Genomic DNA, 14,549 nt, shown 5'->3' with positions numbered 1-14,549 from the left:
TTCCTGTCTCGCTGACAGCTTTATTATATTAACATAGCCCCAAAGGTTTGTCAACGTTTTTTAGCAGGTTTTTTGTAAGAAATACGCGTATTGTCATATCTGCACACAATCTGCCCCCATCATGGAGTGTTTTTGGCAACATAAAAGCGGATGCGACCGCATCCGCCTTTATTATAGCCATGATTACGCAAACCCATTCACTGCTTTGTGAATTTCTTCCTCTATATAGGCATCCGGCTGCGCAAAGCTGTAGGCATAGGCTGCACGTGCCATTTCCTCAATGCATGCGGTGCGCTTGCCCGCCGGAATCAAATCTTTCCGGATTAAGGTATCGATCCCCTGTGCGGCAAACTGTACACAACGCATTGCGCGCTGGTGCCTTACCCGTCCCGCTTCACGAAGCATCCTGCGCTCCTGCAAACGTTCACCCAACAAAAAGCTTACCACAATTAGCACCGACGATATCCCCATCACCAGCCAAAGCTCCATTCACCGTCTCCTCCTTACCTTGCCGTTCATTCCAAATACAAAACACATTTACATGATTATGATATGTTTTTGTTTAAAAAGGGTGACAAAATAACTCGTTTTGCACGAATACGGATAAGAGTGCGATATCTGGAAATACTTCTACCATCTAATTTTCTCAAGGAGGTTATGCTATGACAAGAAAGATAATTCCCATTTTGAAGCTGATGATCCTGATTGCACTAAACATTTTAATGATTGGCTTAGTAACCTATGCGAGCAGGATGGGTTCTGTGGATGCACTCTCGCGCGTAGGCTCACGCGGCAATGAGGTGCGGCAGATTCAGACTAAGCTGAAGCAGTGGGGCTATATGACCGGAGCGGTGGATGGCATCTTCGGCCCCCAGACAGAAAAAGGCGTCCGCTACTTTCAGCAGAAAAACGGCCTGAACGTGGATGGCATTGCAGGCCCGCAGACCTTGCGCGCTATGGGCATTAGTTCTTCGTCCGGCAGCTCGGGCGGCTCCACCAGTTCAGGCGGCGTCGGCGGCTACTCCGACAGTGACTACCGTTTGCTGGCGCGCGTCATCTCAGCGGAGGCACGCGGCGAAACCTACGAGGGACAAGTTGCCGTTGGAGGCGTCATCATCAACCGTGTAAAACACCCCTCGTTCCCCAACACGCTTTCAGGTGTTATCTATCAGCCGGGGGCTTTTACCGCCATTACCGACGGCCAAATCAACCAACCCGTGGCAGACAGTGCTTACCGAGCCGCCAAAGACTCAATGAACGGATGGGATGCAAGCGGCGGCGCAATCTACTATTATAACCCCGATAAAACCTCAAACCAATGGATGCGTACCCGCCCCGTCATCAAGCGCATTGGAAAGCATTTATTCTGCAAATAGCCGCTGTCCGCAATAAAAAGGAGCCTCTGAACAGAGACTCCTTTTCTTATTTGCTATGCGAAAAAAATTGAGTATACAATAAGCAAGGTATTTAAAGAAGTGTATACCATTACACCAGGGCTTAATACAAAGCTGCGCAGCCGCACCCATATGCTAATATCACTTCCGCTGTTATCCAGGCTGATTCGTCTGATGGCAAAGCCCAGAAAAACACAGCCCGAAATAATCATCGCCATCATCCCAATCGAAAACAGTGAAGCTGCCGCCATGTTTTGTGTCGCCGTTATTCGGGCGGCAATGGTTGCAACTATATTGTTTGACATGTGAATTAAGATAGCATATACAATAGTATTGGTTTTCACCGTAACATATGCCAGCACCGCCCCTATTACAAAGGTGCTGATTAGCTGATAGCTGTTACCGTGGAGCAAAGCAAAAAGAAAGGCCGAGGCAAATACGCACACTGCCTCGCCGTAACCCCGCAGCTTACGAATGAGAATGCCGCGGAAAATATACTCCTCCACCACCGGCGCAATAATACATATCACCAAAAAGGTAGGAACAATGTGCATCTTCTCAATCGCGACGGAGGGGTTGGCAACCGGGCTGCCCTTGATGATGCCGAGTATGCCGTTGAGCATGAGGGATGCTAATCCGCTCACAATACTCATAGCCAGCGTGATGCAGGTAAGCGCACCGATTTGCCCTGCCGAAAGGTCTATCCCCTCTTTTGTTTCGCCCTCTGGCATAGTGCGGGTGATCAGCCAAAGTGCCGCCACACCAAAAACATACAGAGGAATTGTGGTAAGCCCCCACCATAGCACTTCACTTTTTGTAAATTGGGGCGCATACAGCCTTACTAACAGCGATATACCAAATTGCGAGAGATAGGTTGACGCAAGCAGTGCAGTCATTCCCCAGCCGATACGAGAGAATGCCTTTTTCATTTTCTTTTGGGCAAATAAGATATCCGTTTCTTCCATATAATAAAACCCTTCTTTTGCAGATGTTGTCTGTCCTTAATATAATCTGCTTATATTATGTCATAAAAAGCGTAGCGCTTATGATATAATTCGCCATTTTGGCGGTTGCCCCGTAAGGGGCGAGTCAAAGGCATTTCAATAAAATATAATAACCGTAATGCAGTTATTATATCATGTATACTCTGTAAAGAAAACGGCAGACCGTTTCGCTCACTTTCAATCGTCCCAATTAATAATGTTTGTTTAACCGTATTTATGATTAAAAACCAAAAGGAATATAGTACCCAACAAGCAGCAATATACCTCTATCTAGTAAAGATGCAAATAAGTGCAGTGTTAATGCAAAAAGAGCCATTCCGTTTTTTCACGGATGGCTCTTTTAAATAGATTCGTTAGAAACGCTCGCGCGCTACATAAGAGGTATGCAGCACTTCATGCGCCTTGTGGCTGCCAGGTTTACCAAAGTACTCCTCGTAAATCTTCTTCACAGAAGGATTCTCGTGAGACTTCCGAATGGTTTTGTTTTCGTCGTTGGTGTACAGCGCTTTTGCACGCAGTGCCTTCAAATCCACAAAGTTGCGGACAGAAGCCGGCTGCTGCGGCTGACCGCCGCCGTTTACACAGCCGCCCGGGCAACCCATTACTTCAATGAAGGTATAGTTTTTCTCGCCGTTCTTCACAGCCTCCAAAAGCTTTTTCGCGTTTGCAGTACCCGAAACAACTGCAACGTTAACCTCCAAGCCGCCAACCTTATAGGTAGCCTCTTTAATGCCCTCAGTGCCGCGAACCTCGGTGAACTCCAAGGTTTTCAGCTCTTCACCGGTCAGTGTTTCAACCGCAGTTCTCAGTGCAGCCTCCATAACACCGCCGGTTGCGCCGAAGATTACCGCCGCACCGGTGGATTCGCCCATTGGGTCGTCAAAATCTTCATCGGGCAGGTTGACAAAGTCGAGGCCTGCACGCTGAATCATTCTGGCAAGCTCTCTGGTGGTGAGCGAAATATCTACATCAAGCACGCCCGCTGCCTTTTGGTCGTTGCGCGCAAGCTCAAACTTTTTCGCGGTGCAGGGCATGATGCTCACGCTGACAATGTTCTTCGGATCAATGCCGTTTTTCTCAGCGTACCATGTTTTTGCAATGGCGCCAAACATCTGTTGCGGCGATTTGCAGGTGGAAAGGTTGGGGATCATTTCGGGGAAGTAATGCTCGCAGTATTTTACCCAACCCGGTGAGCACGAGGTAATCATGGGCAGCACGCCGCCGTTTTGAACACGCTCAACCAGCTCGTTCGCTTCCTCTACAATGGTAAAGTCGGCAGCCAGGTCGGTATCGAACACAACGTCAAAGCCAAGTCTGCGCAGCGCGGCTACCATTTTGCCTTCCACATCGGTGCCGATGGGCAGGCCAAAGCACTCACCCAGTGTGGCACGAACAGAAGGTGCAGTCTGAACCAAAACCACCTTTTCGGGGTTTGCGATTGCACTGCGAACCTTATCGGTCGCATCCTTCTCATACAGCGCACCGGTGGGACATACGGTGATGCACTGACCACAGCAGATGCAGGTGGTTTTTGCAAGAGGTGCCTCAAATGCACAGCCGATTTCGGTTTTAAAACCACGCTGATTTGCACCGATTACGCCAACACCCTGATTGTGTGCGCAAACAGCTACACAGCGGCGGCAAAGAATACATTTGCTGTTGTCGCGAACCATATGAGCCGCCGAGGCATCAATTTCGTATTCGTTGACTTCGCCGTCAAAGTGGTTTTCGTTATCCACGCCAAACTCTTTGCAGAGTGTTTGCAGCTCACAATCGCCGCTGCGTACGCAGGAGAGACATTTTTTATTGTGGGTGGAAAGTACAAGCTCCAGGTTTGTTTTTCTGCTTTCCAGCACCTTGGGTGTGTTAGTAAAAACCTCCATACCCTCGTTTACCGGGTAAACGCAAGCGGTAACAAGGCTTCTCGCACCTTTTACCTCAACCATACAGATGCGGCATGCACCGATCTCGTTAATCTCTTTCAAGTAGCAAAGTGTGGGGATATTGATGCCGGCAACCCGTGCAGCCTCAAGAATAGTAGAATCCTTCGGCACGGACAAGGGCATACCGTTGATTTTAATATTAACCATATCCATGAATGGTACACTCCCTTCTTATTTCTTAACAATCGCGCCAAAACGACATTTCTCTATACAAGCGCCGCATTTTACACATTTGTGGACGTCGATCTTGTGCGGATTCTTTAGCTCGCCCGTAATTGCGTCTGCAGGACATACGCGTACGCAAAGGGTACAGCCCTTACATTTATCTTCAATAATCGAGTAGCGCAGCAGGTCTTTGCAAACGCCTGCCGGGCATCTCTTTTCCTGAATGTGCGCGACGTACTCATCCTCAAAGAAGTTGAGTGTAGAAAGAACCGGGTTGGGTGCAGTCTGGCCCAAGCCGCAAAGCGAATTCTCTTTGATGAACGCCGAAAGCTCCTTTAGGCGCTGAATGTCTTCCATCTCACCCTTGCCTTTTGTGATTCTGTCAAGAATCTCGTACAGGCGTTTGGTACCCACACGGCAAGGTGTACATTTGCCGCAGCTCTCATCCACGGTAAACTCGAGGAAGAATTTTGCAATGTCCACCATACAGGTGTCTTCATCCATAACAATCAAACCGCCCGAGCCCATCATAGAGCCGATGGACAACAGATTGTCATAGTCGATTTCAATATCAAGATGGCTTGCGGGGATACAACCGCCGGAAGGACCGCCGGTTTGTGCCGCTTTAAACTTTTTGCCGTTCGGGATACCGCCGCCGATTTCCTCGACGATCTCACGCAGAGTGGTACCCATAGGAACCTCAACCAGACCGGTGTTGTGGATTTTGCCGCCTACCGCGAACACCTTTGTACCGGCGGATTTCTCAGTACCCATGGAGCGGAACCAGTCGGCACCGTTGAGCACGATTTGAGGTACGTTTGCATAGGTCTCCACGTTATTGAGCACGGAGGGCTTGCCGAACAGACCTTTGACCGCCGGAAACGGGGGACGAGGTCTCGGCTCGCCGCGGTGCCCCTCAATCGAGGTCATCAGCGCAGTTTCTTCGCCGCACACAAATGCGCCGGCACCCAGACGGATGTCGAGCTCAAAATCAAAGCCTGTGCCCAGAATGTTCTTGCCGAGCAAGCCAAGCTCTTTCGCCTGATCAATTGCAATTTGCAAGCGTTTCACCGCAATGGGGTACTCGGCACGCACATAAACAAAGCCCTGGTTTGCACCGATTGCATAGCCGGCAATCGCCATCGCTTCAATCAGAACATGGGGGTCTCCCTCCAGAACCGAACGATCCATAAACGCACCCGGGTCGCCTTCGTCAGCGTTGCAGGCAACAAATTTTTGGTCATTTACAGAAGCTTTTGCAAAGCTCCATTTCAGCCCAGTGGGGAAGCCCGCGCCACCACGCCCGCGGAGCCCAGAATCCTTCATCAGCTGGATAACGTCATCCGGGGTCATCTCGGTAAGAACCTTACCCAGCGCCTGGTAGCCGTCGTAAGCAATATACTCATTGATGTTTTCAGGGTCGATGACACCGCAGTTTTTTAGCGCTACGCGGTTTTGCTTTTTATAAAACTGAGTTTCATTCAAAGACTGAATCTCATCTTTATGTACGGTTTCATCGTAGAGCAGTCTGGTCACGATACGGCCTTTGACAAGATGCTCCGAAACAATCTCGGAAATATCCTCAGGGTTTACTCTGGAATAGAATGCACCCTCGGGATAAATAATCATAATGGGACCCAATGCACACAGACCAAAACAGCCTGTTCTGATAACCTTTACTTCTTCCGAAAGCCCCGCCTGCTGAATTTCAGCTTCCAGCGCGCCAATAATTTGCTCACTGCCCGACGACGTACAACCGGTGCCGCCGCAGACCAGTACATGAGAACGATACATAATCTGCTCCTCCTTATTTCGCAATTGCTCCGATTGTGTACTCGTTAACCGGATTGCCGTTTACGATGTGATCGCTGACAATTTTAGCAACCTTTTCTGGTGCCATTTTTATATAGGTAACCTTCTCTTTGCCGGGCACATAAATCTCAACCACCGGCTCATACTGGCAAACGCCAATGCAGCCTGTTTGCGCAATGGTAACATTGCTTAATTTTCTTTTTGAAACCTCTTCCGAAAACGCGGTAAGCACGGGACGAGCACCTGCTGCAATACCGCATGTTGCCATACCAACTACCACTCTGATATTATCCAAATCGTCATGACGAACGCCCATATTGGTCTTCATCTGATCACGCAATGCCTGAAGCTCTGCTAAATTTTTCATATGCTAACTGTACCTCCGTTCAAATTCTCGGTATTTTCTCTAATATAGCTTTCGATAAACTCCATCACCTGCGGGGTATTCAGCGGCACATCACCGAGCACCTCGGTAAAATCACGCGTGCTCACGGTGAAGCTTGCATCATCCGTCTCGTGTTTATACACAAATTGAATGTCGGGGTTGCAGCTGATGAGGCAGCACATGGTTTGCGCCATATCGCCCAGCGGCATCCGGTCTATGTGCGAGAGTACAAACTCACCGGTAACGGTCGTTCCTTCCCCCACCTGCGACTGAATGCTCATCCACCCACCGGTCATCTCTGCCGCCATCTTAAAAAACGGTACCCCCAGCCCCACCTTGCGGGTGGTACGGGTGGTGTAAAATGGGTCAATTACCCGCTGCAGCACCTCTGCGGTCATACCGCAGCCGTTGTCGGCAATGGCAATGGTCATTTTGTCCTGTGCCGTGCTTTGGGATACTGTAATCTGTATCTCGGTTGCACCCGCTTTGACAGAGTTCTGCGCTATATCCAATATATTGAGCGATAACTCCTGCATAACCTTTTATTTGTCAGCGTATTTTGCCAGAATGGTTTCGATATCATCGGAAACCAAACGGCCGTAAACATCTTCGTTAATTGTCATAACAGGGGCAAGACCGCATGCGCCGATGCAGCGGCACGCTTCGAGAGAAAACTTGCCGTCGGGGGTACATTCGCCGCCCTTAATGTTAAGCTTTTGCATCAATTTGTCGTAAATATCGCCCGCACCCTTTACATAGCAGGCAGTACCAAGACATACCGATATTTTGTACTGACCCTTGGGGTTAAGCGAAAACTGCGAATAGAACGTTACAACGCCGTAAACCTCTTCCAGCGGAAGATCGAGACCCAACGCAATTATTTTCTGAACTTCAATGGGCAGGTAGCCATAAATTCCCTGTGCTTCCTGCAAAATAGGCATCAGAGCGCCCTTTTGCTCCTTGTGGTTTTCTATTACTTTCAGGAGCGCTTCTTCCTGTTCCTTCGTACCCTGAAACGGAACACATGTTTTAGCCATCAAATAAACCTCCTTGGTGTGCCGAAGACGCACCTGCGCGAACCCTAAAGCGCATTGGTGCAACCTGTGGCATATTTAAATAAAAGTATAACAGAGCGGATTGTAAAAATCTACTGCTTTTCCGCATAAACTTATAAAAAATTGCGTATTTTTCGTTTCTTTTCTACTTTCTTCGTAGGTTTCCCAAAGTTATATTGTGCACATTTGCTAAATTATTGTTAAAAAACTATCAATTTCTCGTGATTTTTGTTTGACCTTCTGTACAAATTTGTTTTTCTCCAGAGCGTTGTTTTGTTTGCTTTCCCCATATGCGAAATGATATAATGGGTATATTAATTTAATTGTGGCGGGGAAATACTCTACTTGTCATTTTTTAAAATGGGGGAATATTATGACGATTCGTGAAATCAAACAAATTCTTAAGGCAGAGGTTCTGTGCGAAGGAGAGTCGATGGAGCGCGAGGTAAATACCGCCTGCGGCAGCGACATGATGAGCGACGTGCTGGCCTTTGTAAAAGACCAGTCGGTTCTGCTGACCGGGCTTGTCAACCCTCAGGTTATCCGCACTGCCGAGATGATGGATATTATCTGCGTTGTTTTTGTGCGCGGCAAGACACCCGACGACACCGTGCTCACCCTTGCGCAGGAGCGCGGCATTACAGTGCTCGCCACAGCTTACCGTATGTTTACCGCCTGTGGTCTTCTCTTTGATAACGGACTGCGGGGAGGTTGCGATCATTCGTGACACAGGCAATCACATTTCATTATACGGTGCCGGGTGATGACTTTACCCGCGCAGGGGAAGCTTCATCCAGCATTAAAAAGGCCCTTAAACAAATTGGACTTGCACCCGATATTATCCGTAAGGTCGCCATTGCAGTGTACGAGGGCGAAATTAATATGGTGATACATGCACACGGCGGCGAGATTACCGTTGATATTTCCTCGGATGAAATTCGTATGATACTTACCGACACCGGCCCAGGTATACCGGATGTTGACCTTGCCATGCGTGAGGGCTGGAGCACCGCACCCGACGATGTGCGCTCGCTCGGTTTTGGCGCAGGCATGGGGCTGCCCAACATGAAAAATTACACCGACGAAATGATTGTTGAAAGCACGGTAGGTGTTGGCACTACGGTAAAAATGCGTGTTTTTATAAAATCGTAGATTGCATTGTGCAATCTGTGAAGACGGAGGTGATTTTTGTTTGGAAACAAAGTTTTTCCATTCGGTTACCCTGGATAAAGATGCCTGCATGGGCTGTATCAACTGCATCAAGCGCTGCCCCACTGAGGCAATTCGGGTGCGCGGCGGCAAAGCAAAGATTCTTTCCGACCGCTGCATTGACTGCGGTGAGTGCATTCGTGTTTGCCCGCATCATGCAAAAAAGCCTATTTTTGACCAAATGGAGCTGCTTGACAGCTTCCGATATAAAATTGCTCTGCCCGCTCCCGCTTTGTACGGGCAGTTCAACAACCTCGACGACATTGATATTGTGCTAACTGCACTGATTCAGCTGGGTTTTGATGATGTGTTTGAGGTGGCAAAGGCAGCAGAGCTCGTATCGGACGCAACCCGAAAGCTGTTCAGCGAAGGGAATCTGCAGCGTCCGGTTATCAGCTCGGCGTGCCCCACGATTTCCAGGCTGATTCGCGTTCGCTTCCCCGATCTTATCGGCAATGTGCTGCCAATTCTCGCACCGGTTGAAATTGCAGCGCGTATGGCAAAAAAGAACGCGGTGGAGCAGCTCGGCTACAAGCCCGATGAAGTGGGGGCATTTTTCATCTCCCCCTGCCCCGCCAAAGTAACCGCGGTAAAAATGCCGCTGGGTACACAAAAAAGCGCCATCGACGGCGTTTTCGCCATTAGCGACCTTTACCCCAAGCTGATTTCTGCTATGAAGGTTGTTGCCGCAGCCCCCAAGGAGCTGGTTTCGGTAGGCCGTGTGGGTGTGGGCTGGGGCAGCAGTGGCGGCGAAGCTTACGCTCTTCTCAACGACCGCTATCTGGCAGCGGATGGCATTGAAAACGTCATTAAAGTGTTGGAGGATTTGGAGGACGAAAAATACTCCGACCTCGACTTTGTCGAGCTCAACGCCTGCTCGGCAGGCTGCGTTGGCGGCGTGCTCACGGTAGAAAACCCCTACATTGCCAAGGCAAAGCTAAAACGCATCCGTAAATATCTACCCGTCGCCTGCAACCGCATTGGCGACCATATCCCCGCCTACTCTAAATTTGATACCCCGCTCGAGTATGAGCCGGTGCTTCAGCTTGATCCCGACGTTTCGGTGGCAATGAGCAAGCTTTCTGAGCTGCAAAAAATTGCATCCACCTTCCAGGGCATTGACTGCGGCGCATGCGGTGCACCTAGCTGCAAGGCACTTGCCGAGGATGTGGTGCGCGGTTACGCCACAACCGACGATTGTATCTTTCGGCTTAAAACGCATATGCAGGAGATCGCCTCCTCGCTCGCGCTGTTGGAGGGGCATATTCCCCAAAGCTTTAAAGTCGGCGATAGCGACGATTCCCCTTAGCGCACCAAATAACGCTGCGTACGCAGTGCAGAACCCAGATTAACAGATAAGGACTGATTTTATGACGGTGGAACAAGTTGCGATAAAATGCGGCTTTGATGTTGTGTGTGCAGGCGACGGGCTCACCCGTGATGTTACCGGTGTGTTTTGCTGCGACCTGCTCAGCTGGGCGATGGCACGCGCGCCCGCCGACAGCGCCTGGATCACCGTAATGGGCAACATCAATGCCATTGCGGTGGCAGTACTTGCCGATACCTCCTGCCTTGTGCTGGCAGAAAACGCGGCAATCGACCAAGCTGCCATTGCCAAAGCCACCGCGCAGGGTGTAGCTGTCTTGCGTACCGAGCAGCCTGCTTTTGAGGCGGCACTCGCCATTCATGAGGCGATTCACTGATGTATTACGACCTCCACATTCATTCGGCGCTCTCGCCCTGTGGTGACAATGATATGACCCCCAACAATATTGTCAATATGGCGGTGCTCAAGGGGCTTGATACCATTGCCCTCACCGACCATAACTCCTGCAAAAACTGCCCCGCACTTTGGGCCGCAGCACAGGCAAGCGGTTTAAAGGTGCTGTGCGGAATGGAAATTAACACCGCAGAGGAAATTCACGCAGTGTGCCTGTTCCCCACGCCGGAGCAGGCAATGGCATTTGATGCTTACGTCTACGCGCGCCTGCCCGATGTACCAAACGACCCTGCCATATTCGGGGAACAGCGTATTCTCGACGCGCAGGACTGTATCATAGGCTATGAGCCAAAGCTGCTCATCAATGCATGCGAAATCAGCATTATGGAGCTTACCGGTTTGATGGAGCAGTTCGGCGGCATCTGCTTTCCCGCGCACATCGAAAAAACCTCGTACAGCATTACATCCAGCCTTGGCATGGTACCGCCCGAGTGCGGCTTTACGCTTTACGAGGTTAAGGATAGGCGCAAACTTCCGCAAATGCTGCCCCTGCTGCCCTGCTCTGCGCCGCCGCTGATTGTACACAACTCCGACGCCCATTATCTGTGGGAGATTTCGGAGGCAGAAAACGAACTGCCCTGTAATGACCTGTGGGCATATTTTCTGAGCACAAAAATTTAACTTTTTCGCCTATCTTTTTTACAGCGTTGGTGGTATACTGGAGCTGTTGTTTAATAGATTGTGAGGTATCGTTATGTCCGTTTTACTGTTTAAAATTCTTCCCGTCATCGCCCTTTTGCTTTTGGTTGCGGGCATTGTTTTTATCTCAAAAGGTATCTCCAGCGGAAACCACAAGATTCGGTTCACCGGCATGGGCATGGTGGTTTTGTTTGTTCTGTTGCTTGTTTACATTGTGCTTATGGCACTTGCCAGACTTTGAATTAATCGATAAAAAAGCCACCGATCTAAAATCGGTGGCTTTTTGTGCTCTTAAAGAACCTTTTTCTCCACGGCAACGCGTTGTTTGACGGTATCCATCACTTGATCAAATTGTTCAAAGTTAAGCGATTGTGCACCGTCGCACAGCGCCGCTTCAGGGTTGTTGTGCACCTCAATCATCAAGCCGTCGGCCCCGATTGCAATAGCCGCCTTGGAGAGCGGTTCAACCAGCCATGGAATTCCGGTGGCATGGCTGGGATCAAAAATGACGGGCAGATGCGACTGACGCTTGATCATCGCAATGGCGGTGAGGTCGGGGGTGTTGCGTGTGGCGGTTTCAAAGGTGCGTATTCCCCGCTCGCATAGAATAATGTTGTTGTTTCCGCCTGCCATAAGGTACTCGGCGCTCATCAAAAACTCTTCCAAAGTGTTGGCAAGCCCGCGCTTGAGCAGAATCGGTTTATCGCTGTGCCCCAACTCTTTGAGCAGTTGGAAATTCTGCATATTGCGAGCACCAACCTGTATAATATCCACATCGGCGAACAGATCGATGTGGGTTTGGCTCATAATTTCAGTGACAACCGGCAGCCCTGTGGCCTTTTTCGCCTCCAGCAGCAGCTTTAAGCCGTCTGCCTCCAGCCCTTGAAACGCATAGGGGCTGGTACGGGGTTTAAATGCACCTCCGCGCAAAAACTGTGCACCGCTCTTTTTAATTTGCTGTGCAACACAAATAATCTGCTCTTCGCTTTCGACGGAACAGGGCCCTGCTATAACACCAAAATGCCCGTTTCCAATCTTACGCCCGCACACCTCTACCACGGTATCCTGCGGGTGAAAGCGGCGGTTTGCCGCCTTGTAAGGCTCGCTGATACGCTTTACGGTTTCCACAATTTCATTGGCGCAAATGGCATCCATATCTACGCGCGAGGTGTCGCCTACCAAACCTACAATGGTAGTCTGGGTTCCCTCGCTGTAGTGAATGGCGAGCCCAAGCTTTTTGAAAGATTCTATCAAATGATCAACCTTTTGTTTTTCGGGGTTTTTCTTTAATATCACAATCATGGGTGGGTACCCTCCTTATACGTTATACTGCTTATTTAGACCTATTATAACGCAACCGGAGAGAAAAAGAAAGAAAAATATTTTAATACACAAAAGCACGAAAGCGTTAAAGCATTAAACTGCATATACCATTAAAAAAAGAGACGCAGCCGCGCCTCTTTTTTACGAATACAAATTGATGCTGTTTTGCTTTGGATTCTACTCTATTTCTTCCACCGGCAGCTTTTCTGCTTTCACCTTGGCAATGCGTCTGTCCTCCACCTTGAGCACTGTAAACTCCACATCGTCAATCTGAATTTTAGGGTGCTCATCTTCCGACGGAATTCTGCCGAGCAGGTCGGTGATAAGCCCGCCGAGGGTGTCGTAATCCACATTATCGGGGATGTCAATCTTCATCAGATTTTCCACCTCATCAAGAGAGATTGCGCCGTCCAGCGTAAATGCGGTATCGGAGATGCGGCTGACCTCTTCCTCCTCGTCGTCATATTCATCCTGTATGTTGCCTACAATCGACTCCAGCAGGTCTTCCATCGTAACAACACCCGAGGTTCCGCCGTATTCATCCACCACAATTGCCATTTGGATTTTTTTCGCCTTAAACTCTAAAAACAGCTCGCGGCAACGGTTGCTTTCAGGCACAAAAAGCGCCTTTCTCATATAATCCTGCACCTTAAAATTCTGCGGTGCGTTCTCCTTCACCAGTGTGAGCAGATCTTTCACATAGATGATGCCTTTAATATCATCGAGGGTATCCTCATACACCGGAATGCGAGAGTAACCGTCTTCGATCGCAAGACGGACCAGCTCGTCAATGGTGGCATCCATCTCAACACCGGTAACTTCGGTGCGGTGGGTCATCACCTCGCCCGCCGTGCGGTCATCGAACTCAAAGATGTTATTGATCATCTCTTTCTGACTTTGTTCAATGACGCCGCGCTCATTGCCCACATCCACCATCATACGAATCTCTTCCTCGGTGACCTGTTCCTCATCGGCATTCGGGTCGATACCCACTAAGCGCACCAAACCGTTGGTGGTGGCAGATAGCAGCATAACAAAGGGTTTCTCTACCGTGTAGCAGATGTTCAGTGCACCGGCAACGCCGAATGCAACCTTTTCAGGGTATTGCATGGCAATGCGTTTGGGCACCAGTTCGCCAAACACAATGGTGATAAACGACAGCAGAATGGTAATAACGATCAGCGATACCACACGGATTACCCCGGGCGAAATAGTCGGTATCGACACCGACCGGACAATGATATCCGCAAAGGTATCTGCCGCAACCGCCGAAGCAAGCATTCCCGAAAGGGTAATGCCCACCTGAATGGTCGAAAGAAATTTGCTCGGCTCTGCCGTAAGGCGTGCAAGAATTTTTGCCTTTTTGTCGCCTTCTTCGGCCATGCGGGCCAGCTTAACATCGTTTAAACCAATTACCGCAAGCTCGCTCATCGCAAAAAACGCGTTGCTCAAAATCAAGAACACCAAAAGCCCAATGTAAAACCAAATACTGCCACCAGGATCTCCCATAATGTAAATTCAAACTCCTCTGCGGCTGAACTGCCGCCTCATATTCGTACCACAGCATGCATATACTAATTGTTAGCCGCCGGCTATGGCGATTTACCCGTACTGTTAAAACAGTACGGCGTTGCTTCAAATATACCTTTTTTTGGCTTGCTTGTCAATTTAATGGGCATACGCTGCGGTGCTCTGCCGCCGTGCCAGCGCAATGATGCGGGGCGTAAACTCGTTTGCCGCCCGTACAGCGCCTGTTGTTGCCGTATAAGAGGCAATTTGAGCAAATTGCAACCGTGCATTTTTTAAGTCAACTTGTTTTCGCATTTTGCGACTTTTTCTT

At 49.5% G+C, this 14,549-nt stretch carries 17 protein-coding genes; 7 read left to right on the top strand and 10 right to left on the bottom strand.

The window, feature by feature from the left end; all coding sequences use genetic code 11:
- Positions 1-183: 183 nt before the first annotated feature.
- Positions 184-489 carry a hypothetical protein gene (locus RTV33_RS10230; protein ID WP_312643960.1) on the bottom strand — a complete coding sequence of 102 codons (306 nt, stop codon included), beginning with the start codon at positions 487-489 and terminating at the stop codon, positions 184-186.
- A 173-nt stretch (positions 490-662) separates the two neighbouring features.
- On the opposite strand from RTV33_RS10230, the gene sleB reads away from it, so the two are divergent.
- A complete protein-coding gene (gene sleB / locus RTV33_RS10225) occupies positions 663-1,376 on the top strand; it encodes a spore cortex-lytic enzyme (RefSeq protein ID WP_312643958.1) in 714 nt (237 codons plus the stop codon).
- A gap of 53 nt (positions 1,377-1,429) precedes the next feature.
- Here sleB and RTV33_RS10220 read toward each other — a convergent pair whose 3' ends face one another.
- The 6 genes from RTV33_RS10220 to RTV33_RS10195 form a co-directional block, all read right to left on the bottom strand.
- Complete coding sequence (locus RTV33_RS10220; protein ID WP_312643956.1) at positions 1,430-2,359, bottom strand: CPBP family intramembrane glutamic endopeptidase; 930 nt, start codon at positions 2,357-2,359, stop codon at positions 1,430-1,432.
- A gap of 392 nt (positions 2,360-2,751) precedes the next feature.
- Positions 2,752-4,494, bottom strand: coding sequence for an NADH-dependent [FeFe] hydrogenase, group A6 (locus tag RTV33_RS10215; RefSeq protein ID WP_312643954.1), 1,743 nt, complete (start codon positions 4,492-4,494; stop codon positions 2,752-2,754).
- An 18-nt stretch (positions 4,495-4,512) separates the two neighbouring features.
- On the bottom strand, positions 4,513-6,300 hold the full coding sequence (nuoF, locus tag RTV33_RS10210; protein WP_312643952.1) for an NADH-quinone oxidoreductase subunit NuoF: 1,788 nt from the start codon (positions 6,298-6,300) through the stop codon (positions 4,513-4,515).
- 13 nt (positions 6,301-6,313) lie between these two features.
- Positions 6,314-6,685: a (2Fe-2S) ferredoxin domain-containing protein gene (locus tag RTV33_RS10205; protein WP_312643950.1), complete on the bottom strand. Its 372-nt coding sequence runs from the start codon at positions 6,683-6,685 to the stop codon at positions 6,314-6,316.
- On the bottom strand, positions 6,682-7,239 hold the full coding sequence (locus RTV33_RS10200; protein ID WP_312643948.1) for an ATP-binding protein: 558 nt from the start codon (positions 7,237-7,239) through the stop codon (positions 6,682-6,684). Before RTV33_RS10200 ends, RTV33_RS10205 begins: the two co-directional genes overlap by 4 nt.
- A gap of 6 nt (positions 7,240-7,245) precedes the next feature.
- Positions 7,246-7,740, bottom strand: a complete 495-nt coding sequence (locus RTV33_RS10195) for an NAD(P)H-dependent oxidoreductase subunit E (RefSeq protein WP_312643947.1) — start codon at positions 7,738-7,740, stop codon at positions 7,246-7,248.
- Between the two features lie 391 nt (positions 7,741-8,131).
- Here RTV33_RS10195 and RTV33_RS10190 point away from each other — a divergent pair, with 391 nt between their 5' ends.
- The 6 genes from RTV33_RS10190 (at position 8,132) to RTV33_RS10165 (ending at position 11,627) form a co-directional block, all read left to right on the top strand.
- Positions 8,132-8,485 (top strand): DRTGG domain-containing protein, encoded by a 354-nt coding sequence (locus RTV33_RS10190; RefSeq protein ID WP_312643946.1) that lies wholly within the window; start codon positions 8,132-8,134, stop codon positions 8,483-8,485.
- Positions 8,482-8,910 (top strand): anti-sigma regulatory factor, encoded by a 429-nt coding sequence (locus RTV33_RS10185; protein WP_312643945.1) that lies wholly within the window; start codon positions 8,482-8,484, stop codon positions 8,908-8,910. Before RTV33_RS10190 ends, RTV33_RS10185 begins: the two co-directional genes overlap by 4 nt.
- 40 nt (positions 8,911-8,950) lie before the next feature.
- Entirely contained in the window at positions 8,951-10,276 is a 1,326-nt protein-coding gene (locus RTV33_RS10180; RefSeq protein WP_312643944.1) for a [Fe-Fe] hydrogenase large subunit C-terminal domain-containing protein, read from the top strand.
- 61 nt (positions 10,277-10,337) lie between these two features.
- The gene (locus tag RTV33_RS10175; RefSeq protein WP_312643943.1) at positions 10,338-10,670 is read left to right on the top strand and encodes a DRTGG domain-containing protein; all 333 of its coding nucleotides are present in this window, start codon (positions 10,338-10,340) and stop codon (positions 10,668-10,670) included.
- Entirely contained in the window at positions 10,670-11,368 is a 699-nt protein-coding gene (locus RTV33_RS10170; RefSeq protein WP_312643942.1) for a PHP domain-containing protein, read from the top strand. The genes RTV33_RS10175 and RTV33_RS10170 overlap by 1 nt, the downstream gene beginning before the upstream one ends.
- 73 nt (positions 11,369-11,441) lie before the next feature.
- On the top strand, positions 11,442-11,627 hold the full coding sequence (locus tag RTV33_RS10165; protein ID WP_312643941.1) for a hypothetical protein: 186 nt from the start codon (positions 11,442-11,444) through the stop codon (positions 11,625-11,627).
- A gap of 50 nt (positions 11,628-11,677) precedes the next feature.
- Here the strand turns inward: RTV33_RS10165 and aroF are convergent, their stop codons facing one another.
- The 3 genes from aroF to RTV33_RS10150 form a co-directional block, all read right to left on the bottom strand.
- Entirely contained in the window at positions 11,678-12,688 is a 1,011-nt protein-coding gene (gene aroF / locus RTV33_RS10160; protein WP_312643940.1) for a 3-deoxy-7-phosphoheptulonate synthase, read from the bottom strand.
- A gap of 198 nt (positions 12,689-12,886) precedes the next feature.
- Positions 12,887-14,218, bottom strand: a complete 1,332-nt coding sequence (locus RTV33_RS10155) for a hemolysin family protein (protein WP_312643939.1) — start codon at positions 14,216-14,218, stop codon at positions 12,887-12,889.
- A 159-nt stretch (positions 14,219-14,377) separates the two neighbouring features.
- Complete coding sequence (locus tag RTV33_RS10150) at positions 14,378-14,533, bottom strand: hypothetical protein (protein ID WP_312643938.1); 156 nt, start codon at positions 14,531-14,533, stop codon at positions 14,378-14,380.
- Positions 14,534-14,549 lie beyond the last annotated feature (16 nt).

The organism is Hydrogenoanaerobacterium sp. (genome assembly GCF_032017025.1).
Taxonomy (GTDB): Bacteria; Bacillota; Clostridia; order Oscillospirales; family Ruminococcaceae; genus Hydrogenoanaerobacterium.
Note: the sequence above shows the minus strand (reverse complement) of the source record. Positions and strands in the feature narration are given on the sequence as shown.

Coding starts and splice junctions, on each gene's coding strand:
- RTV33_RS10190 (WP_312643946.1), top strand. CDS start 8,132: ATGACGATTCGTGAAATCAAACAAATTCTTAAGGCAGAGGTTCTGTGC.
- sleB (WP_312643958.1), top strand. CDS start 663: ATGACAAGAAAGATAATTCCCATTTTGAAGCTGATGATCCTGATTGCA.
- RTV33_RS10200 (WP_312643948.1), bottom strand. CDS start 7,239: ATGCAGGAGTTATCGCTCAATATATTGGATATAGCGCAGAACTCTGTC.
- RTV33_RS10205 (WP_312643950.1), bottom strand. CDS start 6,685: ATGAAAAATTTAGCAGAGCTTCAGGCATTGCGTGATCAGATGAAGACC.
- nuoF (WP_312643952.1), bottom strand. CDS start 6,300: ATGTATCGTTCTCATGTACTGGTCTGCGGCGGCACCGGTTGTACGTCG.
- RTV33_RS10215 (WP_312643954.1), bottom strand. CDS start 4,494: ATGGATATGGTTAATATTAAAATCAACGGTATGCCCTTGTCCGTGCCG.
- RTV33_RS10150 (WP_312643938.1), bottom strand. CDS start 14,533: ATGCGAAAACAAGTTGACTTAAAAAATGCACGGTTGCAATTTGCTCAA.
- RTV33_RS10220 (WP_312643956.1), bottom strand. CDS start 2,359: ATGGAAGAAACGGATATCTTATTTGCCCAAAAGAAAATGAAAAAGGCA.
- RTV33_RS10175 (WP_312643943.1), top strand. CDS start 10,338: ATGACGGTGGAACAAGTTGCGATAAAATGCGGCTTTGATGTTGTGTGT.
- RTV33_RS10195 (WP_312643947.1), bottom strand. CDS start 7,740: ATGGCTAAAACATGTGTTCCGTTTCAGGGTACGAAGGAACAGGAAGAA.
- RTV33_RS10155 (WP_312643939.1), bottom strand. CDS start 14,218: ATGGGAGATCCTGGTGGCAGTATTTGGTTTTACATTGGGCTTTTGGTG.
- RTV33_RS10230 (WP_312643960.1), bottom strand. CDS start 489: ATGGAGCTTTGGCTGGTGATGGGGATATCGTCGGTGCTAATTGTGGTA.
- RTV33_RS10165 (WP_312643941.1), top strand. CDS start 11,442: ATGTCCGTTTTACTGTTTAAAATTCTTCCCGTCATCGCCCTTTTGCTT.
- aroF (WP_312643940.1), bottom strand. CDS start 12,688: ATGATTGTGATATTAAAGAAAAACCCCGAAAAACAAAAGGTTGATCAT.
- RTV33_RS10170 (WP_312643942.1), top strand. CDS start 10,670: ATGTATTACGACCTCCACATTCATTCGGCGCTCTCGCCCTGTGGTGAC.